Raw genomic sequence first — 26,454 nt, 5'->3', positions numbered from 1 at the left:
GGCAAGGGGATATTGTGGGCAGAAGTGGGTATTTCAGCCTCAATTTATCTGCTAATTCAGTGATGAGAGGACGTTTAGACGCAAGAAGGACGCTGAAGAGCTTAGTTGCGGATTTGAGGTTATATAGTTTCATATAAAAATCGTTGCAAAGATAATGCAAAGGTCTTTTTCAATTGGCAAAGGTAGTGTAATTTTATAGAAAACTTACACTTTGCTTTCAAGTTTTGTTTGTAACGGCTTCTTTTTCTATGGTCTTAAAGTCGGCTTTCCATGTATTTGTTATCTGCGCTTATAGTTTTACTCCCTTTCTTTACTAATTTCTTTTCTTTCCACAGGTGTGTTCTTTTCATACAACAGCTTTGTTTCTTTCGTACAACAGCTGTTGTATGAAAAGAACACATCCGTAGAAAGGATAAATAGTAGTATACATCTATATACTTGCCGGACAGACGGTAAAAAGAATGTAGCGGATATGACTAAAAGAAACCCTCAGATGCGTTTTTATTGATAATATCCGTAACTTTGCACGCAAATATTAATTGGTAGATACTGGTATGCTTCTTCGTTTTATAAAGAATTGGACATTGCCTTTGGCAATGCTTGCCGGTACTTTGGGATATTTCTTCTTGGCGAGAATCCCTTTGTTTGCACCGGCCAAACCCTGTTTGAACGGGTTGATAGCCCTCCTTACTCCGGCTCTGATTTTTGCACAGCTGCTTCTGACTTTTTGTAAGGTAGAGGTGCGCGAACTGAAGCCGAAAGCGTGGCACGGTTGGTTGTTGCTGTTTCAGGCGGTTGCGTGTCTGGTGGTTGCGGCCTTGCTGATATGCTGTCCGATGGAGGAGATGTATCGGGAAGTTTTTGAGGGGGCTATGGTATGCCTTATCTGTCCTACTGCCACTGCGGCTGCGGTCATTACGGGTAAGTTGGGCGGAAGTGCGGCAAGTCTGACTACTTATACGCTATTGTCCAATTTGTTGGCGGCGATGGCCGTGCCTCTGGTATTCCCTTTGGTGGAACCTCATGCTGACATCACTTTTTTTGCAGCGTTCCTGAAGATATTGAGCAAAGTGTTTCCGCTGTTGCTGCTGCCATTTTTTCTGGCTTGTGCCCTGCGTGCTTTTGCACCTCGCATCCACCGTTTTCTGTTGGATTTTCATGACGCTGCCTTCTACCTGTGGGCAGTGGCGCTTGCCATCGTGTCCGGACAGACAGTACGTTCATTGGTGAATAGCGATGCGCCGGTGTTTGTGGAAGTTCTGATTGCTTTGGCGGGCTTGGCGACCTGCTGCATCCAGTTCTATTTAGGCAAGAGAATTGGCGGGCATTACAAAGAACGAATCAGTGGCGGACAGGCATTGGGACAGAAAAATACGGTGCTTGCCATTTGGATGGCTTATACTTATCTGCATCCGCTTTCTTCGGTGGGACCGGGATCGTATGTGCTGTGGCAGAATATTATCAATAGCTATCAGTTGTGGAAAAAGAGAAGAAATGAGATGAAAATTTGAGTGTAATATTTTGATATTTATGGTTTTATGTTTATAGTGTATAGTCCCTTTTATTTTCTTGTTTAGTCTAATAAATGCCTTTATTTTGTTACCCGTATTCATTGGAGCAACAAAATAATCGCTATATTTATATCGGTAACAAAATAAAGAACATAATTATGGCGAAGAAGAAACAAAAAGTTAAATTGAAAGAGCCTGTAAGGATTAGATTTAAGCAGCTTGCCAATGGTAACCACTCCATCTACTTGGATTATTATACGGGTGATGTCATTAGAAAAGAAAATTATGTTGGCGGTTGGAAAGGCTTTGTTCTTCAATCCGCTGTTTGAGTTTTTCTGGGTATTCTGATAATAACCGGAAAAATCTCTGTTGTGATAATTGTTTTATCATATAACTTTGTACAGAAACATTATTTTGTATGCTTAAAATAATTTCAAATTTATTGTTTCAATCTAATTTTTGTTCATGCAACCATTCTAATATGACATTAGCTATATCTATGTTGTTCAAATCAGACATAGGGAAATGGGTGTTTCCATAAATGCCTATTTTCGGTAGGTGAATGATAGTAACATTACCCCCATGCTTATTTACAGTATTTGCCCATTGATAAGCTAAGTCCAAACGTATTCTCCAAATATCCAACTCGGGTATATTCGAATGCTCTGTAGGAATATTATCACCATAAATTAGAAGTATTGGAGTTTGAGTAAACACTTTAAAAGTATCAGGAGATACCATAATATACTCAATCTCTTTTGACGCCTCGGTTATAGGATGCGGTTCATCGGTTGGAAAAGAGAAAAATCCGCCACCTTCCAATGCTATTACAGCTTTGATGTTCTTTGTTTTAGTCATTGTTTTCCATGTGTGCATTACACCTTGCGAATGTGCCATCATAATGGCACCCTCTAACTTGTCAAATAATGCGGCTATGGCGTCCGTATTTACGTCAAAGTCTATTGGACCTGTATCCGGTGTTATTTGCCGCATGAATTGATTCAGGCTTTCTTGGTCATGCGGAAATTGTACATTCTTAAAATAGTTAGGATATATGCCAATACGCCATTTTGTGTACCATGTCTGTTCATCATATATAGGTTGTATGTTGATTCCCGTTTGTCCGCGTCCGGCATTTCCACGACGCGGGTGTGTCAAGTTATAAGTCGAGAAATTATGTCTGATGAAGATGTTTTGAAATCCTTCCCGTCCATCAGGTGTACTTTCCCATGTCTTTGAAGATTGGTAAATTCCATGAAGAAATACCAATGGGTATTTATGCGGGTGTGTGGGCTTCTGATAAAATACATACCCGTGGTCGCCATGAAATTGATTGCCATTTTCATCGGTTGTAATTGTACCGCCTATGGCAAAACTGCCCTGCTCTTGTATTGTCAGTGTTTTTTTAACATTCTTTTGTGCATATATCCCACAAGAGAAAAATATGGGTAGCAAAATAATTGTATTAATAAGTCTCATTGTCTTTTTGAATTTGTATTGAAAGTTTGATTTGTTTTATCGAGGCTAAATGTCATATACAATATTGTTCAAACGCTCAATTGCTTCAGGGTCGTAGTGTGAATAGAAAACCGTTTGACCTTTATCCAGTGACTTGATTAGGTTCATGTCATCATCGGAAAGCCGGAAATCGAAAATATCGAAATTCTGTTGCATACGTTCCTTGTGCAAAGATTTGGGAATGCAGACAATCCCCCTTTGAATAAGCCAGCGTAAGGCAACTTGAGGTATTGATTTTCCATATTTCTCTCCTATATTTTTTAGAGTATCGTTTTGGAAGAAGCCGTTTTTCCCTTCTACAAATGCTCCCCAAGATTGAAGCTGTACACCTTTGCCCAGCATTAGTTTCTGGTATTCGTTGTGCTGCCAAAATATATGTGTTTCTATTTGGTTGACGGCAGGAACTATTCTGTTATGCTGAACCAAATCCACAAGGCGGTCAGGGAAGAAGTTGCACACTCCGATGGCACGTATTTTACCATCTTCATAAAGTTCCTCTAAAGCTCTCCATGCGCCATAATAATCACCCAGTGGCTTATGGATAAGGTAAAGGTCGAGATAATCTAACCCCAATCGTTCGAGCGAACGATGGAATGCACGTTTTGCACTCTCATAGCCGGCGTCTTGAATCCAAAGTTTGGTAGTTATAAATAGTTCTTTGCGTGGAATATCACTATTCCTGATAGCTTCTCCAACGGCTTTTTCATTCATATATGCCGCAGCAGTATCAATCAGCCGATAACCGACTTTTAGGGCATCCGTAACACATCTTTCGCAATCTTCGGGGGCAATCTGATAGACACCGAATCCCAATAAAGGCATTTCAATCCCGTTGTTTAATTTTGTAAACTCCATAATTATTAATTATTTGATTTGTAATTACTTGAAAAAATGGTGATAAACGATAATAATGTGAAGATGAAGCCGATTAGCATGGCTGTGTGGCAAATAGCAACCATATCTGCTGTATGGGTTGTACAAGCCACCATTACAGAAAGCCCGACAGAGCATCCTATCTGATGTGCCGCATTGACCACCCCGGATGCCGCTCCTGAGTCTTCAGGTCGCACTTCTTGTATTCCAAGATTTGTAAGAGGGCTCATCACCAATCCCTGCCCAAATCCAATCAATATCATCGGTATGCCTATTCCCTGCCAATAACCGCTTGTAGTATTTAAATAAAGCATGCCTATAAATCCGGTTAGCATCAATACAAAACCCCCGAACAGAGTTCTTTTATCTCCCCAGCGCCTTACTGCCCGTGGAACCTCTATTGCACCCCAAAAAGTAAATAGGGTTAAAGGAAAAAACGCAATACCCACCCATAAGGGCGAAAACATAAAAACCTCTTGTAGATATTCAGACACGAAGAAATAAAATCCCATCATCGCTCCGGCAAATAATATGCGGGCTATGTTGGCACGAGTGCGGGGCTTGTTGAACAGACGCAAAGGCATAATGGGAGCTGTGGCTTTTGATTCAATTCGCATGAACAGAAAAAGGGAAATGCAGGAAACTATCAGCCATAGCCATATATTGCTTGCCCCATTAATGGCATAGACAAAGCTGAAAATGCCTATGACGGAAGCAATCGTTCCATAAATGTCAAAATACCCCTTGGAATGTTTTTTGTTATTTTTGTTAAGCATTTTCATTGAAACAATAAGCATGAACACAATAAGTGGAAGATAAATAAAAAATCCATATCTCCAAGAAAAGAAACTGGCTAAAGTTCCACCCATAACCAAACCTATGCACATGCCTAAACCGGAAATAGAACTGTACCACGCTATTGCTTTTATACGTTCTTCGCCAGTGAAGTAGTCCATAATCAAAGCCAGTGAAGTAGGTGCGAGAATAGAAGCACCCACTCCTTGAATAAATCGGGAGAGAATCAATATTGTTGCAGATGTAGCGATTCCTGCAAATAGTGAACCAATTCCGAAAAGCAAGAGTGATAGGTTCAAGATACCTCGCCTGCCGAAAGCATCGCTCAATCGCCCGCCCAATAGCATGAAACATCCCCAAGCCAATACATATGAATTCTGCACCCATGACAACACAGATTGGTTTAAATCCAAATCTTTAGCCATGTTCTCCAATCCTGTAATGACTATCGCCCCATTGATGGCAGTTGCCAAATAGCTTAACAATACAATGGTCAATATGAATTTTTTTTTTATCTCCATATTCTTATTCTTTTTTCGGGTTCAAAATTAGGGTGTATCAGGCTTGTAGTCGGTGCAAATACTACGGATAGAATTATAAATTTTATCGGTACAAGGTGGAAATTCTGTATTTCAATGCCTGTATTGACTGGAAATAAATACCTTTGCTTTAGAATTTTGCAATAAACGATGATGAAAATAGCAGAAATAAAGAATATACGGCAATATTGTGATATGATTGGGGCGGAAACATTACATCCATTGGTTAATGTCGTGGATTTCGCAGCACTTCCACCTATCCGTTATATCAATTTGCATCGGAGAGCAGAGTATTATGCCATTTATTTAAAAGAAAGCAAGCATACGGCTTTAAGGTATGGGCATAGCGTGTACGACTATGAAGAAGGTACACTCGTTTTCATAGCTCCCGGTCAAGTGGTCGGTTCAGAAGAAGATGGTGAATATCATCAAGTAAAAGGGTATGCGTTGCTGTTCCAACCTGATTTGTTGCAAGGCACTGAATTGGCACAGAACATGAGGCGTTATTCTTATTTCTCTTACGACATTCACGAAGCATTGCACCTGACGGAGCAGGAAAGGTCAATTTTTGTAGATTGTCTGATACACATACAAAATGAATTGCGGCATTATGATGAGCAAAGCAAATATTTGATTACTGACTACATTAAGTTGGTTCTTGATTTTTGCGTTCGCTTTTACGACAGGCAATTCAAGACACGAACAATAGAGAATCATAATGTCTTAGCTCGGATGGAAAAATTGCTTGATGATTATTTCCTTTCTTCCTTGCCTGTGCAGAAGGGACTGCCTACCGTGCAATACTGTGCCGATAAGCTATGCCTTTCCGCTAATTATTTGGGCGACCTTGTTCGGAAAGAAACCGGAATCTCTGCTTTGAAGCATATTCATCGCAAAACATTGGAAATAGTAAAGTTGCGATTAGATGACCAGTCCAAATCTATTAATCAGGTTTCAGAACAGTTAGGCTTCTCTTCTCCGCAACACTTTAATAATTGGTTTAAAAAAATGGAGGGAAAAACGCCCAATGAATATAGGGTACAGGGATATTAAAAAGATTAGTTGAATAAGTTTAGTCTATTCTTTTGCCTATATATCCAAAACGGACTAAACCTATTTCTATTGACAGCAAATTATATATGCTGGCGAAAAGAAAAAAACAGTATTTTTCTTTTCGCCAGTTTTACTTTTATGGTTAGAGGGCTTTTGTCACCTTTGCACATGAAGCCCACCACAAAGCGATTTCTTCGTTTTTTTTGTTACTATTTTGTTACCCGCTGTTAGTAATAGGTGGGCTTTTCTTTTGATAATCAATTTTGTATGTTCTTTTATATATAATATGTGGCAGAATATTATCAATAGCTATCAGTTGTGGAAAAAGAGAAAGAGAGAGTCCTGACTCCTTTTAGAAAGGAGAGGTACATTAAGATACTATTCATCATATCCCAGTTTCTTTTCATTATAGTCTGATGCGATATACGTGGGTCGTCCTTTGGTTTCTTTGAAGATACGTCCGATATATTCCCCGATAACACCCAATGAAAACAGCTGAATACCGCCTAAAAATAGGATGACAACGATTAAAGTGGGGAAACCGGCAGCTTGGTCACCGTAAATGATAGTCTTTATTAAAAAATAGATGGCATAGATAAAGCTGGAAATCGAACAGATGATGCCGCATACGGTAGCGATGCGCAAGGGGGCGGTAGAGGAAGAGGTTATTCCTTCGATTGCCAGATTCAGTAGTTTGAAGAAACTCCAAGATGAATGCCCTGCAAGGCGGTCGCCCCGGTCGAATTCTATGCTTTTCTTTTGATAGCCTATCCAGCAAAACAGTCCTTTGGTGTACCGCTCCTGTTCGCGCAGGCGTCTTAGTGTCAATACGCAGCGGCGGTCGAGCAAACGGAAGTCGCCTACATTTGGCAGAATATCTATCCGGCTCATGTTCTGCAGAATTTTGTAGAAGGCGAGTGACAGCCGACGGCGCACCCAGCTTTCCTCTCCGCGGTTGCGGCGTTTGGCATAGATGTCGTCATACCCTTCTTCCCAGTATTGCAGCATCCGGTCTACAAGTTCGGGGGGATCTTGCAAATCGGCGTCCATTACTACACAGCAATCGCCGGTTGTATAGTCAAAACCTGCCAGCATGGCTATCTCTTTGCCGAAGTTGCGTGAAAGGTTTACGAAGTTCACCCTGCTGTCCGTCTGCCTGAGTTGGCGGATAACATCCAGCGTCCTGTCACTGCTGCCGTCGTTTATAAATAAGATTTCCCACTCGTAGGTGTCGTTGCGCTTGACAAGTTCTATCAAGCGTTGATACAAGGTGGGGAGCATGGCTTCTTCATTATAGACCGGAATCAGTAGGGTTACTTTCTTCATTTCATAAATATGTATGATAAATACTTCGCAAATATATTACTTTTAAAGAAGTTTTGAACAATATTGCCTTGAAAACATCAGCCGTGCCGTTTGAAAACAAAACGTACCAATAAAAAGTTGACCGGAATGGCGATGACGAATACGGGAACAGGGGCGAAGGGTTTCGGCAGTCCCAACCAAAGAAATATATTCAGTAGCCCGATGTGTAGCAGGTAGTTGAATAAATGTGCTCCGCCAAAACCGAAAGCCTTTCCCCATGACGGTTTTTTACCGAATGTAAAGTAGGCGGTAAGGTAGAAATTGGCGATGAAGCTGAGTGCATAACCGAGGGTGTAGGCTATGTTGACATTGATGAGCCTTTGAAGCAGGAGGTATATGCCATAGTGCAAGGCGGTTGCAAAAACTCCTACCAAGATAAAACGTACGAATTCGGGGACTCTTTTTAATTGCTTCATTTTAGGTTGACACTATCATTGGGACGGCAAAGTTAGGTATTGTAATAGAATAATTCGTATTTTTGCAGCGTGAAAATGTAAAAACAGAAATATATGTCAGACAGAAAGATAGCGTTCTGGTTCATTGCACTGTTAAGCGTGCTTGTGTTGGTTCCCTTTTTAGGAGAAACCATATTCTATTCAAAAGGCGAACCGCGTGAAGCGATAGTTGCGTATACCATGCTGGAAAGCGGCAACTGGATACTTCCAACGAATTACGGGGTGGAAATCGCTTATAAGCCTCCTTTTCTCTATTGGTCAATAGCTGTTATATCGTCAATTCTGGGAGGTGTGTCGGAATTTTCGGCGCGTATGCCGTCGGCGCTTGCTTTTCTGGCTATGCAATTGGTGTTCTTCGGCTTCGTTGCCAAGCGGAAAGACGTAAAAACGGCACTCCTCACTTCCATTCTTCTTCTGTCTTCTTTTGAGGTGCATCGCGCGGCGGTGGCTTGCAGGCTGGATATGTTGCAGGTTTCTCTTATTGTGATATCACTGTGCCTGCTTTTTCGGTGGGACGAGAAGAATTGCAAGGGAGTTCCCTGGCTGGCAGTCCTGCTGATGGCATGCGCTACATTGACGAAGGGACCGGTCGGATCCATATTCCCTTGTCTGTGCATCGGTATCTATCAGCTGTTGCGTGGGCGGACGTTTGGAAAGACGTTCTTTTCTCTGTTGGGCGTCGGACTATTGTCTCTCATACCTTTGGGTGTCTGGTTCTGGGCAGCCTATCAGCAGGGAGGAGAGGCGTTCGTTAATTTGATGTTGGAAGAGAATACCGGACGCTTTTTCCGGAAAATGTCTTATGAGTCACATGAAAATCCGATATGGTATAACTTCCTGACCCTTATTTGGGGATGGATACCGTGGACGTTGGTTTTGATTATTTCCCTTTTCGGACTGAAATGGAAAGAAATACATATCTTGCCGGCAGGGAGTTCTGTAAGTGAACGCTTAAAGAAAGCATGGGGTAAATTCCGTTCTCAATCACCGTTGCAGCTTTTTACGTGGGTGGTGGTGCTGACGATATTCATCTTTTATTGTATCCCCAAAAGCAAGCGCAGCGTATATTTATTGCCAATCTACCCTTTCATGGGAATGCTGATTGCCGAATATTTGTTGGCATTGGTGCAGCGGGGTGCAAAAGTCTTTAAGATTTCCGCATGGATTTTTGCTTCATTGGCTGTACTGCTTACGGTTACTTTCTTTGCCGTGCGTCTGGGCATGGTTCCTGACAGTGTTTGGGGAACGGGCAGACACGCTGCCGAGAATATAGCGTTTATGAATGCGTTGCAGGCTGTGCCGCTGTCATTTTCAAAGTGGCTGATTGTTTTCCTACCGTTGCTGGCTGCAATCTGCCTGTTGTATACACTGATGAAATGTGCAGACGCACGCCCTCTTTTGTATGGTGTGGCGGGATGTATGTTATGCATTTTTGTGTCATTGGATGCCGTGTACCAGCCTACTGTTTTGGCTGTGAAATCGGATAAGCCTTTGGCGGCCCGCCTCAATGAACTGGAGCCGCAAGGCACGGTGTATTCATATGGGGAAAATGTGAAATTCTACGGGATGAATTATTATTTAGGCGATCGTGTACGCATCTTTAATCTGTTCCAACCCGACGCCGGATATGTTTTGGTCATAGATAGCCGGCAAGAGGAATTCTTGCGGGAAAATAAGGATATATACCGGGTGGAGGAAGTCTATCGCACTCCATTGCGTAGCGGTGAGATGCGTCAGAAAGTTACGGTTTATAAATTCAACAAGAAATAAGATGCTGCCTGTAGAGTTGATTGATAAATATTATCCGGAGGAGAACGAACTGAAGCATATACTTCTGACTCATAGCCGTTCGGTTGCCGATAAGGCCTTGTGGATTGCCGACAATCACCCGGAACTGTCTTTGGATAGGGATTTTCTGTACGAAGCGTCTATGCTGCATGATATAGGTATATTCCTGACGGATGCCGATGGCATTTATTGCTTCGGAGATAAGCCTTACATCTGTCATGGCTATTTAGGGGCGGATTTGGTACGTTCGGAGGGGTATCCGCGTCATGCTTTGGTTTGTGAAAGGCACACCGGAGCCGGCCTTTCCCTGGAAGATATTGTTGCGCAGAGTTTGCCTGTTCCCCATAGGGATATGCTTCCGGTTAGTATGGAGGAGCAAGTTGTTTGTTTTGCCGACAAGTTTTACTCCAAGACGCATTTGGACCGGGAAAAAAGCGTAGATAAGGCACGGAAAAGCTTGCAACGCTATGGTGAAGCCGGTCTGCAACGCTTTGATCATTGGTGCGAACTGTTCCTGTAAGCAATCTAAATTTCTTTAAAAAGGGAGATTATCCGTATAAATTACGTACTTTTGCCCCTTCAAGCGTAAACTATTAGTTAATGACGCCATTGAAAGCAAATACATTCATATCATTCATACTACTATTTGTCTTACTCCTTCTTTCCGGTGAGGCTGCTTCGCAACGTCGTCGGCGAGGTTTTGTACCGCCCGAAAGACAGAAAGTGGACTCTTTGCAAGTGGATTCTCTGCAAATGGATACATTGGCTGTTCCTATCAAGAAGAAACAGCCTTTGGATGCTCCCGTCACCTATGAGGCAAATGACTCTATCGTATTTGCGCAGGGCGGATATGCGCATTTGTACGGACAGGGAAAGGTGAACTATCAGCAGATAGAACTGGCGGCTGACGTTATCACCATGAATATGGATAGCAGTACGGTATATGCCCATGGAGTGGAAGATACTTTAGGCGTGAAGAAGGGAACTCCGGTATTCAAGGATGGGGAAACTCCGTATGAAACAAATACCATCCGTTATAATTTCAAAAGTAAAAAGGGGGTTATCAGTAATGTAGTCAGCCAACAAGGAGAAGGCTACGTAACCGGAAACAACGCGAAGAAGGGGGCAAACGATGAGCTGTACATGAAAAGCGGCAGGTATACCACCTGTGACCATCATGAACATCCCCACTTTTATATGCAGATGACCTACGCCAAAGTGCGCCCAAAGAAGAATATCGTAACGGGACCTGCCTATCTGGTGGTTGAAGACGTCCCTTTGCCGCTTGCCGTGCCGTTTTTCTTTTTTCCGTTCTCGAGTAGCTATTCGTCCGGTTTTCTTATGCCTACGTATATGGACGACTCCAGTCGCGGTTTTGGCTTGACAGACGGTGGGTATTATTTTGCTATCAGTGATAAGATGGACTTAAAACTGAGGGCTGATATCTTTACGAAAGGCTCGTGGGCTTTGAATGCCGAGTCTAATTATATCAAACGCTACAAGTATTCCGGTTTGCTTCAGGCAAGCTATCAGGTAACCAAGACCGGAGACAAAGGGTTGCCGGATTATTCTGTGGCTAAGGACTTCAAGATTGTTTGGTCTCACAGACAGGACGCGAAAGCTAATCCGAACCAAACTTTTTCTGCCAGTGTGAATTTCGCAACCAGTAGTTATGAGCGTACTAACATCGGAAATATGTATAACTCGAATGCGATGTCGCAGAATACAAAGACTTCAAGTATCAGTTACTCCCGCTATTTTTTCGACAGGAAACTGACGATTGCGGCAACCACCAATATCGCGCAGACCATGAGAGACTCTTCGGTCAATGTTACTTTGCCCGATTTGAATATTTCTTTATCCACTCTCTATCCTTTCAAGCGCAAAAAAGCGGCAGGTGAAGAAAGATGGTATGAAAAGATTTCAGTACGGTATACAGGCCGTCTGACTAATAGTATCCAGACAAAAGACAACCTTCTGTTTAAATCCAATCTGATAAAGGACTGGAAGAATGGTATGAAGCATGAGATACCGGTCAGCGCTACTTTTACCTTGTTCAAATACTTTAATGTAACGCCCTCCGTCAGCTATACGGAGCGTTGGTATACGCGTAAGGTGATGAAGGATTGGGATCCCAATTTAGGGACGAGCGGTGCGGAAGTTGCTACCGATACGATTTACGGATTTCATCGTGTATATAATTACAATGCCAGTCTGGGTATCAATACGAAGATATATGGTATGTACAATCCCATATTTTTTCCTAAGAAGAAGATACAGATTCGTCATGTCATAACTCCCTCTGTGAGTATAAGCGCGGCTCCGGACTTTGGCTCTTCCCGTTACGGCTATTACGATTCTTACATCAAGAATTATGCAGACGGCAGACGTGACACGATTACGTATTCTCCCTATTCGGGACAAGCGTTTGACGTGCCGGGAAGGGGTAAACAGGGAAATATAACCTTCAGTATTTCCAATAACTTGGAAATGAAGTATTATAACAGCAAGAAGGACACTGTGAAGAAGGTCAGTCTGATTGATGAGTTGGGTGCTAATATCAGTTATAATATGGCTGCTGCAACACGCCCATGGAGCGATCTTGGTTTGAATTTGCGTTTGAAGCTAAGCAAGAATTATACATTCAGTATGAGTTCTTCTTTCAAAACATACGGTTATAAGTTCGACAAGAATGGCAATGTAGTGGATAATGACCGTACGGAGTGGTCTTATGGACGTTTCGGTATTTTTCAAGGTTACGGGTCTTCCTTTAGTTACACCTTTAACAACGATACGTGGAAAAAGTGGAAAGAGAAGCTGAGTGGAAGCAAGGATACTGATAAGGAGAAAAAAGATGAAGCGGATTCAGAAGAGGGAGACGTTGCGGAAGCAAGTGCTGATGAGTCCGGTGTTCCTAAGAAGAAAGTAGAAAAAGCGGCAGTTGATGCCGACGGATATCAGGTATTCAAAATGCCGTGGTCTTTGAACTTCAATTATAGCTTTAATATTTCAGAAGACCGCAGCAAGCCTATTAATAGGGAGAAAATGCGTTATCCGTACCGTTATACTCATAATCTGAGTGCTTCCGGTAATATAAAGTTATCTAATAAATGGGCGGTCAGCTTTAACTCCGGTTACGACTTTGAAGCAAAGAAAATAGTACAGACCACCTTTAATATAACACGTGACCTCCATTGCTTCAGCATGTCAGCCAGTTTATCCCCGTTCGGACAATGGAAATACTATAATTTTACTATCCGTGCCAATGCAAGTATCTTGCAAGACCTGAAATGGGAGCAGAGAAGCCAGACGCAAAGTAATATTCAGTGGTACTAATCATAATTTAGGTACGGATTTACTTTATTCTTTTTCCGTGAAATCCGTGTAATCCGTGCCTAAAAAAACATCAAGTACATTTTGACGCCCCCATTTATATCAGTATCGCTTTACCATTTAATCTCTTCCTGCCCGTGTGCTTTCAAGTATTCGTTGGTCTTACTGAAATGTTTGTTCCCGAAGAAGCCGTTATAGGCAGAGAGGGGAGAAGGATGTGCAGATGTTAATACTAAGTGTTTGTTACGATCTATAAAAGCGCCTTTTCGTTGTGCATAGGCTCCCCATAGTATAAAGACCAAATGTTCACGCTCTTCGGCAAGGATGCGGATGGCGGCATCTGTAAATGTTTCCCAACCGCGGTTTTGGTGGGAACCGGCTTGATGGGCACGCACTGTAAGGGTGGCGTTGAGTAATAATACGCCTTGCTCCGCCCAACGGGTTAAATTGCCGGTAGATGGTGCATCTGTACCGATGTCGGCTTTGATTTCTTTGAAGATGTTGATTAGGGAAGGAGGGAAAGGTACACCGTCATTTACAGAAAAACAAAGTCCGTGTGCTTGTCCCGGTCCGTGATACGGGTCTTGACCGATAATCACAACTTTTACTTTATCAAAAGGGCATAGGTTGAAAGCATTGAATATCAATTTTCCCGGTGGGTATATGGTGCATTTGCCATATTCCTCACGTACGAAATTCGTTAATGTATAAAAGTAATCTTTTTCAAACTCAGGCTGTAAACGCGTTTTCCAGCTATCTTCTATCTGAACATTCATAATTGCAGGCATTAGTAGTTTAGGACGCTAAGATACAAATATTTCATCATAGAGCATACAGAGTCCCGTAGAGTTTTTTATTTCGCTTTAAAACTCTACGGGACTCTGTGTATTTGCGACTATAATCAGATTAAATGTATGTCGTGTGCTTTGCATTCCCGGCGCATATCTTCGGGCCAGATGCTGGCTTGTATCTCTCCGATATGTGCTTTACGCAGATAGAACATACATAGTCGGGATTGTCCGATGCCGCCACCGATAGAAAGCGGGAGGGCATCTCCCATTAAGCGTTTGTGGAAGTAAAGTTCCAGACGTTTTTCTTCTCCTTCCTGTTTGAGTTGGCGTTGGAGTGCCTCCTTATCAACGCGAATACCCATTGAGGATAGTTCTACACTGCGTTGCAGAACATCGTCCCAGAGTAATAAATCGCCGTTCAGTCCGGGCAGGCTGTTTAATCCGGGAGTGGTGTAGTCGTCGTAGTCCGGTGCACGTCCGTCATGCTTCTTGCCATCGCCCAGTTTGCAACCGATACCTATGATAAACACGGCACCGAACTTTTTAGCAATAGCATGCTCACGGCATTTTGGCTCTAAGTTGGGATACAATTGACGTAGTTCTTCCGCATGGATGAAATGTAATTTCTGTGGCAAACAGGGTTTGATTTGCGGATACATTTCATATACCATATATTCTGTACGAACCATTGCTGCATAAATACGGGTGACAATTTCTTTCAAGAAATCGATATTGCGGTCTTGGTCAGTGATAACACGTTCCCAGTCCCATTGGTCTACATATAAGGAATGCAGGTTACCTAATTCCTCGTCTGCTCGGATAGCATTCATGTCAGTGTAAATGCCGTATCCCGGTTCTATATGATACTCGGCAAGTGTCAATCGTTTCCATTTGGCAAGCGAATGTACCACTTCCGCCTGCGCATCGCCCAAATCTTTGATGGGAAAAGATACTGCCCGTTCCACACCGTTGAGGTCATCGTTGATACCCATGCCTTTCAATACAAAGAGCGGGGCGGTGACACGACGCAGGCGAAGTTCGGAAGAGAGGTTCAACTGGAAGAACTCTTTAATCTGTTTAATACCTAATTCCGTTTGTTTTAAGTCCAATAAAGGTTTATATCCTTCAGGTTTTATCAGGTAGCTCATAGGTTTAATGTCTATAACTTCTATTAATTTGTCCGGCAAAGATAGGAATAATATTAATACTTGCTTCTATTTTGAGTGAAAAAAGAACAAAATGTTTGTATTTGTTCCTTAGGTGCTCTCAAAATAATAGCAAGAATGTTTTAAGCAAACAGATAGAAAAAACAGGTGAAGATTAGGAATATGCGAAGATTTTTTCTACTTTTGCATCCGAATTAAGGCTCCGTAGCTTAGTGAATAGAGCGTCAGATTCCGGTTCTGAAGGTCGTGCGTTTGAATCGCACCGGGGTCACTAAATGGAAACTCCCTTTGCAAACTTGATTGCAAAGGGAGTTCGTTTATTATAATAAGTCTGGTTTAGAAGTAGAATGTCATATTCAAAGCGCCGCCAAGGCTTTCTGTTCCGATATGGAAACCTCTGTCGCCCGGGCTTGTGATATCTGTTCTTTCCTCAATAGCTCCAAGTGATACATTGTAGCCTTCGCTTTTTGTATAAGACTGGGATCCGAACTCATAGTAGGCAGTGATATTAACTTCAGCACCTAAAGAGATTTTGGGAGCTACAAACCATTCTACACCGATGCTACCGGTCAAGCCGGTATAAAAGTTGCCATTACTTTTGACTTCTGTCGGACGGTATCCGTTTTGGTATGAGAATATTGTTGTAGGGGTCTGATTGACAGCTGTCATCTCATTACCATATTCATACGTTGTTTTTTGTGATTGAACGGCAAATAGGATGCCGGCTCCAAATACTCCTTGTACCCTTCGCGAACCTTTGCGATATTCTATGCCTAAGTTAAGACTCATTCCGTTGTTGTTTGTGCGGCATGCGTCAATTACCTTGTCCTCACTTAATGGGTTGTCCATAACGGCTTTGTCATCCGTGGTGTAATATCGGTCTTTGTCCGAACCGAACATGAAACCTACGTTTGCACGTAAACCGATATTGTCAGTCAGCATATATTTGGCCAAAATGGATACATCCGGTATTAAGCCGAATTTCTCATTATCTTTGGTGAAAGGAGTACCTCCACCGAAAATCTCATCGTCATTTCCACCAATATGCTTCAATAAAGGTATTACATTAACACCGACAGCCCAATCTCCTTCTTCCGGAAGATACTGCTTAGCGGTATTTCCTTGTGCATTTGCTCCCATTAATGGCAGCAAAGCAATTATTATAATTGATACTATTTTCTTCATATGTTTATCACTGCTTTATTTGAAAGTATCTACGTTGCACCAAGTATATTTATTGTATACATCTTCGTTTTCAGCATTATCAAACGGATTGAATACCATCTTAACCGAAACAACGGGAGCACTGATTGGAGTAAAGTTATACCAATCGGATATACCTTCAAGTGTATTGTAAAAATCGGAATCTACTTGATTGTATGTTCCTTTGCCAATAATTACACCGGAAGTTCCGTTGTAGTAATTGAAGCTGTTAGCTGTGTATGGGGCTACCTTAGTAGTAATCAAGACATCACTCCATGTTGTTTCCTTTGACGGGATGCTGAAGATTGCGTATCCATTATTGTTTGTAGTGGCTCCATAGAGTCTGATGTCATCGTTGCCATCACCGTCTTCATCACTGTCATAAGAAACCTCAATTACAACGTCAATGTCGGAAGTGAGTTTGAAGATAGGGGTATGGTCATTTATTCCGTTTGATTCGTAACTGTTTTCTCCTACCTTAACTTGTAATTCTACGGTTTCCGGATAGCCCACCTCTGAATTGCGTGGTGTAAAGCCACATAAAACATCTTTTAATACGATGTCATAAGGATGAACTGTTTCTGTGAAATTAGCCTTGAAGATAACTTCTTGTGCTTCAAAAACAGGTTTTTCATTTTCCCATGATACCAGCATATTACGTTTTCCTACATAAGGCTTGGTTTGAACAGTTACCGCTGTACCTTCGGCTCTGTCTATTGCCGGAACTTCTACCTCGTACTGACCGCTTTCGTCTGTCAATGCTATATAGGTGGTATACCCTGTCGCTTGCCCTTTAGGATCTAATGATGAATTTGCAATTTTTACAAATACAGTGTCCTTAGCGTAAGGTTTAATTATTTCTGTGAATTTACCATTCTGGTAGGACTGTCCCTCATTAAAAGTAATGATACCTTTAATTTTTGCTTTACCTTTGATGTCATTGGCTGACAAGGATGTTTGATCCTCTGAACAGGAGGAAACCGCTACTGCTGTAATAGCAACGGCAATGAATAATTTGAATTTGTTTAGCATGTTCATAATTTAGAATGTTGAATTAATTAATAAAAATTGATGGCGCAAATGTATACGTATTTTATATTATAGCCAAATAAAATCTAAATTATTTTAATGCAAGTTTCTTTTATAAAAAATTAAATATACAAAGTACTATATTTTGTACAATGCAATATTATTGCCGGCTTTGATAAAAGCTGACAAGATAGAAAGCGGGTAGAGTCTGTTTAAAGAAGATATGGTAATTCCCGGTGGAGTGTCTCCCAGTTATTGCAGAAAGCCTGCATGGAAGGAAATAATAGATTGGCGCCTGCATCCAATAACACTTGTCCGTCCAGCGGACCGGTATTGACAGCAACTGTAAATATTCCCGCTGCCGCCCCGGCTTGTACACCGATAGGGGCATTTTCTACGACGATAGCTTCATTGGCCTTGACTCCGGCTTTCTCCAATCCCATAAGATAAGGTTCAGGATTGGGTTTACCGTATTTCACATCAAAAGCAGTTACCATATGTTCACGCCGGAACATACCGGGAAAGTTATGGGCGAGACGGTTTAGCAGAGAACGCTGACCGGAACCGGTAACCAATACGGGAGTTAATCCTGCCGCTTTTACCTTCTGTAATATTTCCCAAGAGCCGGGCATACGTTCGGGTTCGGGATGCTTGTTGAACTCCGTGCTCTTCTCGGCATAGATACTCTCTATCATTTCGGGAGTGGCATCCTTGCCGTATTGACGTTGATATACAAGATTGATTGTAGCAGCTCCGGTGCGTCCTTCGTGCATATAAGCCTCTTCACGACTTAGATGCAATCCGTGCCGCTCCATCACCTTATGCCAGGCATCGGCATGGTAGGGCATGGAATTGAATAGTACGCCGTCCATGTCAAAAAGGACAGCTTTTAATTGGATATTGGAGTGCCCGTGCTCTTGTAAATAGCGGGCGATTGATTCTTCAAACACTTGGTAAATTGAGAGTTAAGAATTGAAAATTAAAAAATAGAGGATGGATAAATTAAGAGTTGAGAATAAAGAAACAGCTCCTTGATATTGCGCATGATATTCGTGCGCAGCTATTTCTCAATTCCCAACCCTCAATTTTCAATTTATTACAGTCTTGCCTGAATAGCTTTGGATTCTTCTTCGTAACCCGGTTTGTTCAGTAAGGCAAACATATTCTTCTTGTAAGCCTCTACACCCGGTTGGTTGAATGGATTGACACCCAAGAGGTAGCCGCTGATGCCGCATGCCTTTTCAAAGAAATAGAGCAATCCGCCGATACTTTCTTCGTTCAGTGCAGGGATAACGATACGCATATTGGGTACGCCACCGTCTACGTGAGCCAGCTGTGTGCCGAGCTCTGCCATTTTGTTCACTTCGTCTACGTGCTTGCCGGCGAGGAAGTTCAGGCCGTCGAGGTTGGCTTCATCCGAAGGAACTTGCAGTGAGTATTGGGTCTTTTCTACTGAAATGACAGTTTCATAAATGGTACGTTCACCCTCCTGAATCCATTGTCCCATAGAGTGCAGGTCGGTAGAGAAATCTACAGATGCAGGGAAGATACCCTTGTTTTCTTTACCTTCGGATTCACCGTAGAGTTGTTTCCACCATTCGCTTACGTAGTGCAGTTTGGGGTTGAAGTTTACGAGGATTTCAATCTTCTTGCCATTCTTGTAAAGTTCGTTGCGGGTAGCTGCATAGATGGCTGCCGGGTTTTCTGCGAACGGAACATCCTTACCGCAAGTTTTTTCCATGGCAGCTGCGCCGGCTACCAGCTTCTCGATGTCGAAGCCTGCAACTGCAATGGGCAGCAAACCTACCGGGGTGAGTACAGAGAAACGTCCGCCTACGTTGTCGGGAATAATGAAAGATTTGTAACCTTCATTGTCGGCTGTAACACGTGCAGCACCTTTCTTGGCGTCTGTAACGGCAACAATCACTTTCTTTGCCATGTCTTTGCCGCGTTGGTCTTCGCATTGCTTTTTCAGCAGGCGGAAAGCCAAAGCTGTTTCAGTAGTAGTTCCTGATTTGGAAATATTGATGACACCGAATTTCTTGTCTTTCAGATATTCGGTAAGTTCGTACAGATAATCTTCACCGATGTTGTGTCCTGCATACAGGATGACCGGACCGTTCTTCTTGTCTTGCAACCAAGTGAAACTGTTTGACAAAGCCTCGATTACGGCACGCGCACCGAGGTAGCTTCCGCCAATTCCGGCAACAATCACTACTTCACAGTTCTCACGTAGCACTTGCGCAGTAGCTTTCAGGTCTGCCAAATGCTCTTTTGTGATGGAAGAAGGAAGGTGCAGCCAGCCTAAAAAGTCATTACCTTTACCTGTGCCATTTTCCAATGCTTCTTGTGCAACCTTAACTTGAGCTTCGTAGGCGAAAACGTTTTCTTTGGAAATGAATCCAAGAGTCTTTTCAATGTTCAAACTAATCATAATATTATAGGTTTTAAATTCTATATTTAGTTCTTCCTGTCCCTTTCCCCGTATTTACCGGAAAGAGTCAGTCAGTAACTTGATTTCAATCATCGGTGAGATGCGTTCGTATAAGATGTTGTACACAGCATCCAGTATCGGCATATTCACGTGATAATGCTTGTTGATTTCCTTGATACATTTGGTTCCGTAATAGCCTTCGGCTATCATTTCCATCTCTATCTGGGCGCTTTTTACGGAATATCCCTTGCCTATCATCGTACCGAACGTGCGGTTGCGGCTGAAGTTGGAGTATCCCGTTACCAGCATGTCACCCAGATAAACAGAATCACTGATGTTTCTGTTCAGCGGATGTACGGTTTGCAGGAAGCGGTCCATCTCTTGGATGGCGTTGGACATGAGTACCGCCTGGAAATTGTCGCCATACTTCAAACCGCTGCAAATCCCTGCGGCAATGGCATATACGTTTTTGAGTACGGAACCGTATTCAATGCCGGCCACGTCGTTGCTGACGGAAGTCTTGATGAATGAACTTGCCAGACGACGGGAAAACTTGTCCGCCTTGTCTATATCGGGACAGGCTATCGTGAGATAAGAAAGCCGTTCGAGTGCGACCTCCTCCGCATGGCAGGGACCTGCCAGTACGGCAATGTTCTCCGCCGGTACACCGTATTCTTTCGTGAAGTATTCCGATACAATCACGTTATCATCGGGTACGATACCCTTGATGGCTGTGATAATGAGTTTATCCTTGATTTTTGTCTTCAGCTTCTTTAAGTGAGCTTTCAGATAAGGAGAAGGAGTCACAAAGATAAGCGTATCCGATTCCTTGACAACATCGTTGATGTTTGAGTTGAAATTGATACGCTTGGTATCAAACTTGACGCCCGTCAGGTAGGCAGGGTTATGACCGAGACGCTTAAAATCGGCAATGCGGTCATCGCGCCGCATATACCAATTTATAGTATCTTCTTGCGCCAATACCATTTTAGCAATGGCAGTGGCCCAGCTTCCTCCGCCCATAATGGCTATCTTACCGGGTAGTTTCATTTCTTAGATTTTCTCAACCCAACCTTCCACGTCTTTCACAGTCGGATTTGCCAGTTCTAATTTATATTTCTTGTTGATGCCGCAAATGTCCATATGCAACTTTTGCGGGTTTACATCTTTCATGTCGCTAACCAAGTTGTAGCCGGCCTTCTGGATAACTGCCACCCATTCTTCCGGAATGCCCAATTCCATAAATTTGGCAGGCGCATCTTTCGGAGTAACCTTTTCGGGGCGCATCTGCGGGAAGAACAATACTTCCTGAATAAATGCCTGTCCGGTCATCAGCATGGTCAGACGGTCGATGCCGATACCGATACCCGATGTGGGAGGCATACCGTATTGCAGCGCTTTCAGGAAATCCTGGTCGATAAACATGGCCTCGTCGTCACCCTTTTCACTCAGTTTCAACTGCTCTTTGAAGCGTTCTTCCTGGTCGATGGGGTCGTTCAGCTCACTGTATGCGTTGGCCAGCTCTTTGCCGTTTACCATCAGTTCGAAGCGTTCGGTCAGTCCCGGTTTGCTGCGGTGCATTTTGGTCAGCGGGCTCATTTCCACCGGATAGTCGGTGATGAAAGTAGGCTGTATGAATGTGCCTTCACAGAATTCGCCGAAGATTTCGTCTATCAGCTTGCCTTTGCCCATGGTGTCGTCAATCTCCATTTTCAGTTCGCGGCACACCTGGCGGATTTCTTCCTCGCTCTTGCCGTTGAGGTCGTAACCGGTCTTTTCCTTGATGGCATCCAAGATGGGCAGACGGCGGTAAGGAGCCTTGAAGCTGATGGTCTTTCCGTCGATGGTAGTCTCTGTGCCGCCGTTTACCGCGATACAGATGCGTTCGAGGAGCTTCTCGGTGAATCCCATCATCCAATTGTAGTCCTTATATTGTACGTACAGCTCTACGCAAGTAAATTCCGGGTTGTGGTTTTTGTCCATACCCTCGTTGCGGAAGTTCTTTCCGATTTCGTATACACCCTCAAAACCGCCTACGATGAGTCTCTTCAGGTAAAGCTCGGTGGCGATGCGCAGGTAGAGATCCATGTCCAGTGAGTTGTGGTGGGTTGTGAAAGGGCGTGCGCTTGCACCGCCGGGGATGGATTGCAGTATCGGTGTTTCCACTTCCGTATAGCCGGCTTCGTCCAGTACGGCACGCATGGTCTTGATGATTGTGGCGCGCTTCTGGAACGTTTCTTTGACGCCGTCGTTCACGATGAGGTCTACGTAACGCTGGCGGTAACGCAGTTCCGGGTCGTCGAACGAGTCGTAAGCCACGCCATCCTTATATTTTACGATAGGAAGCGGCTTGATACTCTTGGCAAGCACGGTCAGCTTTTGGGCATGGATGCTGATTTCGCCCATTTGAGTGCGGAATACAAAGCCTTCGATGCCGATGAAGTCGCCTAAATCGAGCAAGCGTTTGAATACGGTATTATACATTTCCTTGTCTTCGCCCGGGCAGATGTCGTCGCGGGTGATATATACTTGGATACGGCCTTTAGAGTCCTGTAACTCGATAAAAGACGCTTTCCCCATAACACGGCGGCTCATGATGCGTCCGGCTACGGATACGTGACGCGGTTCGGCGTCATCTTGAAATTCTTTTTTGATATCGGTAGAGAAAGCGTTGGTTACATACTCTGCTGCGGGATAGGGTTCGATGCCCATCGCGCGAAGTTCATTCATGCTGTTGCGACGAATGATTTCTTGTTCACTTAGTTCTAATACGTTCATTTCGCTATAATTCACTCAATTTGGGGACAAAAATACGAAACATTTTTCAGAAAGCGAACCTTTAGGGGAATTTATTCACCGCAGGGACCGTGTACGCTGTGGCGGGCTGTTAAGTATTCATCGGGCAAGGTCTTGGAAAAAGATAGCTTCGGATAGGGAAGAAGATGGTCTGACTCCGCCGGAAAGCCTGTCTAAGATAGGGGATGAACTTTATCTTCAGTCTAAAGATGTGTATCTCCAGCTTAAAGATGCGTATCTCCAGCCTGAAGATGAGCATCTCCAACCTAAAGATAAAACTTAAAGTCGGGTTGAACCTTCCTTCATCCCTATACCTGATATTTTTCTGATAGGAGGAAGGGTGGCTCTTCTTTAAGATGAAGCGGGGGCGCTTGCTCACCTGACGAATTTTGAGTACCTTTGCACCCTCGAATAATAGGTAAAAAGTATGGCAGGACAAAAAACGCCCACAGCGTTGGGTACAGAGAATATTGGAAAACTATTGATGCAGTATGCCGTACCGGCAATTATTGCCATGACGGCGTCTTCCTTATATAATATGGTGGATAGTATTTTCATCGGCCACGGCGTGGGTACGATGGCTATTTCGGGGTTGGCGTTGACTTTTCCGTTGATGAACCTTGCGGCAGCTTTCGGGTCGCTGGTCGGTGTAGGAGCGTCTACACTGATTTCCGTCAAGCTGGGGCAGAAAGACTATGATACGGCTCAACGGGTGTTGGGCAATGTTTTCGTGCTGAATATCCTGCTGGGGGTGGCTTTTACGGTGGCTGTAATGGCATTCCTCGACCCTATTCTTTACTTCTTCGGCGGCAGTGACGAAACCGTGGGATATGCGCGCGACTATATGCAGATTATCCTTCTCGGCAATGCCGTTACGCATCTTTATTTGGGATTGAATGCGGTGCTGCGCTCTTCGGGACATCCGCAGAAGGCGATGTATGCCACTATCGCTACGGTAGTTATCAACACGATACTCGACCCGGTGTTTATCTATGGTTTTGGATGGGGCATTCGCGGGGCGGCTATTGCCACGATTGTGGCGCAGGTTATATCCTTGATGTGGCAGCTCAAGATATTCAGTAACAAAGATGAACTGTTGCATTTTCATCGCGGCATCTTCCGGTTGAAGCGTAAGATTGTCTTTGATTCGCTGGCTATCGGTATGTCTCCGTTCTTGATGAATATGGCGGCCTGCTTCATCGTAATCCTTATCAATCAGGGATTGAAAAAGTATGGCGGCGATTTGGCTATCGGTGCCTTTGGTATTGTCAACCGGCTGGTATTCATTATTGTGATGATTGTGATGGGGTTGAATCAGGGAATGCAGCCCATTGCAGGCTATAATTTTGGCGCCAAACAATACGGACGTGTCACCAAGACACTGAAACTGACAATAATCTATGCAACGGGGGTCACGACTTTCGGCTTTATTGTAGGTATGCTGTTCTCCGATTTGGTGGTCAGTATCTTTACATCGGACGCCGAACTGATAGACCTTTCGGCAAAAGGGTTGCGCATTGTAGTGATGTTTTTCCCAATCATCGGCTTTCAAATGGTTACGGCCAACTTCTTCCAGAGCATAGGAATGGCGAGTAAGGCAATATTTCTTTCCCTTACCCGCCAGATGGTGGTGTTGCTCCCCTGTCTGATAATTCTGCCTCGTTTTTTCGGTGCGGCAGGCGTGTGGTACAGTATGCCGATTTCCGACTTGCTGGCCAGCCTGATAGCGGCGGCAATGCTGACGTGGCAGTTCCGAAAGTTTAAGGCACAGGCGCAGGGGGCTTGATGGCTTTGCGGATACGTCAGTTGGGGAGTGGAACCATGGGCCTGCGTCCGTGATTCAGCTTTAATCCTAATTTGTAGGATTCAGGACCATGGAGATTCTTTATGTCCATCTCGCCAAGATTGACCAAAATACCGCGTGCCATAAGTCCGGCATCTTCGTTCGCTTTGCGCGGAAGATTTTCGGCTTTGTCTTTCAAGTCTGCCAGATGAACGCGGATGGCGGGTTGCATGGCTTTATCCAAAGACAGGCATTCCAATAAAGAATAACCGATTTTTCTGTCAGCCTCTTTATCCGGATTATTCAGGAGTTCGATTCCTTTGGCGGTTTCTCCCAGATAGGCGGCTGCGTAGGCGGCTTCGCAAGCTATGTAGGGGTCTGCATCATTCAGCAGGGCGAGCAGAGGGGCGGGGCAGCTTTTTAATTCTCCTTTGCTTCCCAGTTGCGCCAAGCCAACGGATGCCCAATAACGCATTTCGGGATATTGGCTGGATAATGCTTTCTCGAATATGGGGGCATTGCTTGCTGTGGCTGTGCCTGCCAGTTCTACGAGATTATACAGTTCGTCTAAAGGATATTTCTCTTTGCGCACTTTATCATATAATACCACATTCTCGCGGGAAGTAGGCATGAAGAAACCCAAGTCTTTGGTGGCACGGATATGGTTGGAGAGAGCTTTACGCATCTTTACCAGCACTTCTGCGTATTCAGGAGAATCGGACAGGTTGTGCAATTCACCCGGGTCCTTCTCAAGGTCGAACAGCATTTCGGCAGGATGAGCATTGAAGGTTTGCGCCCAGTCGGGGTTGGTGTTATGTCCGCCTAAGACCAGTTTGTCCCATGCTTTGTTGGACGGCATGCCCCATTGGTAGTAATTTCGCAAGGCAAACTGACGGTAAGGTATGTAGCTGCGGATGTATTTAAATCGCCCGTCGGTTGCGGCGCGTACCGGCATGAAGTGGTGCAGCTGATTGGCCGCTAATGCGAACTGAATTTCCCGCTTTTCATCGGAAGCGTACTTCCCGAATAAAGCCTTGCCTTGCATATGCTTGGGCGGTTTTATGCCTGCAAGGCTGAGTACGGTAGGACCTAAGTCTGTGAAGTTGACCAAGGAGTATTCTTTTCCGGATGTTTTCTTTCCTGCCAGATGTTGCCATTTGGGTGGAAAATAGGCTATCATGGGTACTTTCAAGCCGCTTTCGTATAAATAACCCTTACCGCGTGGAACACAACCTCCATGGTCGCTGAAGAAGAAGATTATTGTGTTATCGTCCAATCCTTTTTCCTTTAGGTCTTTCAGGAAGAATCCCAGCCATGTGTCCACATCTTGTACGGCTTCCAAATGGCCTGCATAGTCGGAACGTACTTCGGGCAGGTCGGGCACGTAAGAGGGCAGGGTGAGCAATTCGGGATAGATACCCTCTGTGGTGTAATCTCTTCGTCCGTCGGTGTGGAAAGTACGGATGCGCCCCATATGCGAGGTTACTGTATTGTATACGGCAAAGAAGGGCTGGTCTTCACCGCGTTTCGGACTGTTGTAGGAGGCTGTTGTCGTACATTCATCCCAACAACTTTTGTTGTCTGTGGTGGAGTTGTAATGCGTTTTGCTGTTGTTGGTGCAGTAATATCCGGCTTCACGCAGCCATTGCGGGAAGAAGATGTTTGCCGGAGTATCATATGACACCGGATGCACATCCATTCCGTAGGTGGAGGAGTAACAACCGGTAATCAGTGATGAGCGTGCAGCCGAACTTTGCGGAGCCACCGACCATGCGTTCATGAATTGTATGCCGCGGGTGGCAAGGCTGTCCGCGTTGGGCGTATGTACATCCTTGTTGCCGTAACAACCGAATTCATATGCGCTGGTGTCTTCAAATGTGAGCCAAAGGATATTGGGCCTTTCGTTCTTTTTACTGTCTGCTGCATCTGCCTGGGTAGTGTGCAGTCCACAAAAAACAGAACACATTAATAAAGGGAAGTTTTTCATATTATATCAGTTTTTAGTAATAACCGCTAAGGTAG

At 43.9% G+C, this 26,454-nt stretch carries 20 protein-coding genes, 1 tRNA gene and 1 pseudogene; 8 read left to right on the top strand and 14 right to left on the bottom strand.

Annotated features, from left to right (window positions below):
* Positions 1-554: 554 nt before the first annotated feature.
* A complete protein-coding gene (locus tag KG118_RS14685; protein ID WP_117710892.1) occupies positions 555-1,511 on the top strand; it encodes a transporter in 957 nt (318 codons plus the stop codon).
* A 158-nt stretch (positions 1,512-1,669) separates the two neighbouring features.
* Positions 1,670-1,807, top strand: a pseudogene (locus tag KG118_RS14680) (site-specific integrase); the annotation flags it as partial.
* A gap of 151 nt (positions 1,808-1,958) precedes the next feature.
* Here KG118_RS14680 and KG118_RS14675 read toward each other — a convergent pair.
* From KG118_RS14675 to KG118_RS14665, 3 genes are read right to left on the bottom strand one after another with little or no spacing between them, the layout of a single operon-like run.
* Positions 1,959-2,990, bottom strand: coding sequence for an alpha/beta hydrolase (locus tag KG118_RS14675; RefSeq protein WP_117710890.1), 1,032 nt, complete (start codon positions 2,988-2,990; stop codon positions 1,959-1,961).
* A 45-nt stretch (positions 2,991-3,035) separates the two neighbouring features.
* On the bottom strand, positions 3,036-3,884 hold the full coding sequence (locus tag KG118_RS14670; RefSeq protein WP_117710889.1) for an aldo/keto reductase: 849 nt from the start codon (positions 3,882-3,884) through the stop codon (positions 3,036-3,038).
* 5 nt (positions 3,885-3,889) lie between these two features.
* Entirely contained in the window at positions 3,890-5,218 is a 1,329-nt protein-coding gene (locus tag KG118_RS14665; protein ID WP_117710888.1) for an MFS transporter, read from the bottom strand.
* 168 nt (positions 5,219-5,386) lie between these two features.
* Here KG118_RS14665 and KG118_RS14660 point away from each other — a divergent pair, with 168 nt between their 5' ends.
* On the top strand, positions 5,387-6,289 hold the full coding sequence (locus KG118_RS14660) for a helix-turn-helix domain-containing protein (protein ID WP_117710887.1): 903 nt from the start codon (positions 5,387-5,389) through the stop codon (positions 6,287-6,289).
* A 378-nt stretch (positions 6,290-6,667) separates the two neighbouring features.
* Here the strand turns inward: KG118_RS14660 and KG118_RS14655 are convergent, their stop codons facing one another.
* Positions 6,668-7,615, bottom strand: a complete 948-nt coding sequence (locus KG118_RS14655; RefSeq protein ID WP_118323339.1) for a glycosyltransferase family 2 protein — start codon at positions 7,613-7,615, stop codon at positions 6,668-6,670.
* A gap of 77 nt (positions 7,616-7,692) precedes the next feature.
* Positions 7,693-8,070 carry a GtrA family protein gene (locus KG118_RS14650; protein WP_117710885.1) on the bottom strand — a complete coding sequence of 126 codons (378 nt, stop codon included), beginning with the start codon at positions 8,068-8,070 and terminating at the stop codon, positions 7,693-7,695.
* A 93-nt stretch (positions 8,071-8,163) separates the two neighbouring features.
* Here KG118_RS14650 and KG118_RS14645 point away from each other — a divergent pair, with 93 nt between their 5' ends.
* The 3 genes from KG118_RS14645 (at position 8,164) to KG118_RS14635 (ending at position 13,233) form a co-directional block, all read left to right on the top strand.
* Positions 8,164-9,879 (top strand): ArnT family glycosyltransferase, encoded by a 1,716-nt coding sequence (locus KG118_RS14645; protein WP_117710884.1) that lies wholly within the window; start codon positions 8,164-8,166, stop codon positions 9,877-9,879.
* 1 nt (position 9,880) lies between these two features.
* The gene (locus tag KG118_RS14640) at positions 9,881-10,417 is read left to right on the top strand and encodes an HD domain-containing protein (RefSeq protein WP_117710883.1); all 537 of its coding nucleotides are present in this window, start codon (positions 9,881-9,883) and stop codon (positions 10,415-10,417) included.
* Positions 10,418-10,497: 80 nt separating this feature from the next.
* Positions 10,498-13,233, top strand: coding sequence for a putative LPS assembly protein LptD (locus KG118_RS14635; RefSeq protein WP_117710882.1), 2,736 nt, complete (start codon positions 10,498-10,500; stop codon positions 13,231-13,233).
* A gap of 110 nt (positions 13,234-13,343) precedes the next feature.
* Here the strand turns inward: KG118_RS14635 and ung are convergent, their stop codons facing one another.
* Positions 13,344-14,006, bottom strand: a complete 663-nt coding sequence (gene ung, locus KG118_RS14630) for a uracil-DNA glycosylase (RefSeq protein ID WP_117710968.1) — start codon at positions 14,004-14,006, stop codon at positions 13,344-13,346.
* Positions 14,007-14,131: 125 nt separating this feature from the next.
* On the bottom strand, positions 14,132-15,169 hold the full coding sequence (gene asnA / locus KG118_RS14625) for an aspartate--ammonia ligase (RefSeq protein WP_117710881.1): 1,038 nt from the start codon (positions 15,167-15,169) through the stop codon (positions 14,132-14,134).
* 216 nt (positions 15,170-15,385) lie between these two features.
* Here asnA and KG118_RS14620 point away from each other — a divergent pair.
* A tRNA-Arg gene (locus KG118_RS14620) sits at positions 15,386-15,458 on the top strand.
* Positions 15,459-15,523: 65 nt separating this feature from the next.
* Here KG118_RS14620 and KG118_RS14615 read toward each other — a convergent pair.
* From KG118_RS14615 to lysS, 6 genes are all read right to left on the bottom strand, one after another.
* Positions 15,524-16,372 (bottom strand): outer membrane beta-barrel protein, encoded by an 849-nt coding sequence (locus KG118_RS14615; RefSeq protein ID WP_233514856.1) that lies wholly within the window; start codon positions 16,370-16,372, stop codon positions 15,524-15,526.
* Positions 16,373-16,387: 15 nt separating this feature from the next.
* A complete protein-coding gene (locus KG118_RS14610; protein ID WP_117710879.1) occupies positions 16,388-17,428 on the bottom strand; it encodes a hypothetical protein in 1,041 nt (346 codons plus the stop codon).
* Between the two features lie 203 nt (positions 17,429-17,631).
* Positions 17,632-18,369 carry an HAD family hydrolase gene (locus KG118_RS14605; RefSeq protein ID WP_117710878.1) on the bottom strand — a complete coding sequence of 246 codons (738 nt, stop codon included), beginning with the start codon at positions 18,367-18,369 and terminating at the stop codon, positions 17,632-17,634.
* 146 nt (positions 18,370-18,515) lie between these two features.
* Positions 18,516-19,853: a glucose-6-phosphate isomerase gene (locus KG118_RS14600; RefSeq protein WP_117710877.1), complete on the bottom strand. Its 1,338-nt coding sequence runs from the start codon at positions 19,851-19,853 to the stop codon at positions 18,516-18,518.
* 54 nt (positions 19,854-19,907) lie between these two features.
* The gene (locus KG118_RS14595; protein WP_117710876.1) at positions 19,908-20,903 is read right to left on the bottom strand and encodes an NAD(P)H-dependent glycerol-3-phosphate dehydrogenase; all 996 of its coding nucleotides are present in this window, start codon (positions 20,901-20,903) and stop codon (positions 19,908-19,910) included.
* Positions 20,904-20,906: 3 nt separating this feature from the next.
* Positions 20,907-22,631, bottom strand: coding sequence for a lysine--tRNA ligase (gene lysS, locus KG118_RS14590; protein ID WP_117710875.1), 1,725 nt, complete (start codon positions 22,629-22,631; stop codon positions 20,907-20,909).
* 445 nt (positions 22,632-23,076) lie between these two features.
* Here lysS and KG118_RS14585 point away from each other — a divergent pair, with 445 nt between their 5' ends.
* On the top strand, positions 23,077-24,435 hold the full coding sequence (locus KG118_RS14585) for an MATE family efflux transporter (protein WP_117710874.1): 1,359 nt from the start codon (positions 23,077-23,079) through the stop codon (positions 24,433-24,435).
* A 16-nt stretch (positions 24,436-24,451) separates the two neighbouring features.
* Here KG118_RS14585 and KG118_RS14580 read toward each other — a convergent pair whose 3' ends face one another.
* Positions 24,452-26,419: a sulfatase family protein gene (locus tag KG118_RS14580; RefSeq protein ID WP_117710873.1), complete on the bottom strand. Its 1,968-nt coding sequence runs from the start codon at positions 26,417-26,419 to the stop codon at positions 24,452-24,454.
* Positions 26,420-26,454: the final 35 nt, after the last annotated feature.

This window comes from Bacteroides propionicigenes (assembly GCF_018390535.1).
Lineage (GTDB): Bacteria > Bacteroidota > Bacteroidia > Bacteroidales > Bacteroidaceae > Bacteroides > Bacteroides propionicigenes.
This window is presented reverse-complemented; position numbering and strand designations above follow the sequence as displayed.

Coding starts and splice junctions, on each gene's coding strand:
- asnA (WP_117710881.1), bottom strand. CDS start 15,169: ATGAGCTACCTGATAAAACCTGAAGGATATAAACCTTTATTGGACTTA.
- lysS (WP_117710875.1), bottom strand. CDS start 22,631: ATGAACGTATTAGAACTAAGTGAACAAGAAATCATTCGTCGCAACAGC.
- KG118_RS14665 (WP_117710888.1), bottom strand. CDS start 5,218: ATGGAGATAAAAAAAAAATTCATATTGACCATTGTATTGTTAAGCTAT.
- KG118_RS14675 (WP_117710890.1), bottom strand. CDS start 2,990: ATGAGACTTATTAATACAATTATTTTGCTACCCATATTTTTCTCTTGT.
- KG118_RS14640 (WP_117710883.1), top strand. CDS start 9,881: ATGCTGCCTGTAGAGTTGATTGATAAATATTATCCGGAGGAGAACGAA.
- KG118_RS14580 (WP_117710873.1), bottom strand. CDS start 26,419: ATGAAAAACTTCCCTTTATTAATGTGTTCTGTTTTTTGTGGACTGCAC.
- KG118_RS14670 (WP_117710889.1), bottom strand. CDS start 3,884: ATGGAGTTTACAAAATTAAACAACGGGATTGAAATGCCTTTATTGGGA.
- KG118_RS14645 (WP_117710884.1), top strand. CDS start 8,164: ATGTCAGACAGAAAGATAGCGTTCTGGTTCATTGCACTGTTAAGCGTG.
- KG118_RS14685 (WP_117710892.1), top strand. CDS start 555: ATGCTTCTTCGTTTTATAAAGAATTGGACATTGCCTTTGGCAATGCTT.
- KG118_RS14600 (WP_117710877.1), bottom strand. CDS start 19,853: ATGATTAGTTTGAACATTGAAAAGACTCTTGGATTCATTTCCAAAGAA.
- KG118_RS14655 (WP_118323339.1), bottom strand. CDS start 7,615: ATGAAGAAAGTAACCCTACTGATTCCGGTCTATAATGAAGAAGCCATG.
- KG118_RS14660 (WP_117710887.1), top strand. CDS start 5,387: ATGATGAAAATAGCAGAAATAAAGAATATACGGCAATATTGTGATATG.
- KG118_RS14610 (WP_117710879.1), bottom strand. CDS start 17,428: ATGAACATGCTAAACAAATTCAAATTATTCATTGCCGTTGCTATTACA.
- KG118_RS14595 (WP_117710876.1), bottom strand. CDS start 20,903: ATGAAACTACCCGGTAAGATAGCCATTATGGGCGGAGGAAGCTGGGCC.
- KG118_RS14585 (WP_117710874.1), top strand. CDS start 23,077: ATGGCAGGACAAAAAACGCCCACAGCGTTGGGTACAGAGAATATTGGA.
- KG118_RS14615 (WP_233514856.1), bottom strand. CDS start 16,372: ATGAAGAAAATAGTATCAATTATAATAATTGCTTTGCTGCCATTAATG.
- KG118_RS14650 (WP_117710885.1), bottom strand. CDS start 8,070: ATGAAGCAATTAAAAAGAGTCCCCGAATTCGTACGTTTTATCTTGGTA.
- KG118_RS14635 (WP_117710882.1), top strand. CDS start 10,498: ATGACGCCATTGAAAGCAAATACATTCATATCATTCATACTACTATTT.
- ung (WP_117710968.1), bottom strand. CDS start 14,006: ATGAATGTTCAGATAGAAGATAGCTGGAAAACGCGTTTACAGCCTGAG.